Source organism: Hyphomicrobium methylovorum, assembly GCF_013626205.1.
Taxonomy (GTDB): domain Bacteria; phylum Pseudomonadota; class Alphaproteobacteria; order Rhizobiales; family Hyphomicrobiaceae; genus Hyphomicrobium_B; species Hyphomicrobium_B methylovorum.
Genome location: NZ_QHJE01000003.1, coordinates 1 through 1,034, shown reverse-complemented (window position 1 = coordinate 1,034; position 1,034 = coordinate 1). Strand labels below are relative to the sequence as shown.

The 1,034-nt window shown below is 75.0% G+C and carries 2 pseudogenes; one reads left to right on the top strand and one right to left on the bottom strand.

Annotated elements, in window-relative coordinates:
- Window positions 1-5: 5 nt before the first annotated feature.
- Window positions 6-791: pseudogene (locus tag DLM45_RS16360) on the top strand (transcription antitermination factor NusB); the annotation flags it as partial.
- A gap of 93 nt (window positions 792-884) precedes the next feature.
- Here the strand turns inward: DLM45_RS16360 and DLM45_RS16710 are convergent.
- A pseudogene (locus DLM45_RS16710) lies at window positions 885-971 on the bottom strand (hypothetical protein); the annotation flags it as partial.
- Window positions 972-1,034: the final 63 nt, after the last annotated feature.

The window sequence follows — 1,034 nt, the reverse complement described above, 5'->3', positions numbered from 1 at the left end:
GGACGATCCGCTGGCAGGGCTTCTACGACGCCGTCATCGCCGATGCCGCCGGGCGGCCCACCTCGCGCATCGACCCCCAGGTCCTCGACGTCCTGCGCCTCGGCGCGCACCAGCTCCTCGGGATGCGCGTCGCCGCCCACGCCGCGGCCGACCAGACCGTCGGCCTCTCCAAGGTCGTCGCGGGCGCCGGTGCCGGGGGCTTCGTCAACGCCGTCATGCGGCGGATCAGCGAGCGGACCGTCGAGGAGTGGCAGGACGCCGTCGAGCCCGAGGGCGGCGGCGTCGCGGCCCTCGCGGTTCGGCACAGTCACCCCGAGTGGGTCGTGACCGCCCTGCGCGGCGCCCTCCTCGCCCACGGCCGGGCGACCGCCGCCACCGTCGACGCCGAGCTCGAGGCGCTCCTCGAGGCCGACAACGTCCCCCCGCGGGTGCACCTCGTCGCCCGTCCGGGCCTCAGCACCGTCGACGAGCTCCTCGACGCCTCCGACGCCGAGCCGAGCCAGCTCTCACCCCTCGGCGTCGTCCTCCACGCCGGCGACCCCGGCGCCGTGTCGGCCGTGCGCCAGGGAAGGGCGTCGGTGCAGGACGAGGGGTCGCAGCTCCTCGCCATCGCGATGGCGAACGCCGAGGTCGGCCCCGACGTCCCCGCCCGCTGGCTCGACCTCTGCGCCGGCCCGGGAGGCAAGGCCGGTGTCCTCGGGGCGCTCGCGATCGAGGCCGGCGCCGACCTCACCGCCGTCGAGGTCAGCCCGCACCGCGCCGAGCTCGTCCGGACCACCCTCGCGGCCCTGGGCCGCCGTGCCGACGAGCTCGGCCGCCGCGTCGACGTCGTCACCACCGACGGCCGCACGGTCGGTGAGGACGACCGGGATGCCCGCGGACTTCGCCTCCTGGAGGACGGCGTCGTAGCCGGTCTCGACGACCGGGGAGAACGCGATGAGGTCGACGCCCTGCGTGATGAAGGTCTTGATGGACGCGATCTGCTTCGTCTGGTCACCCTCGGCCGAGGTGAACTTGAGGTCGACGCCGTACTT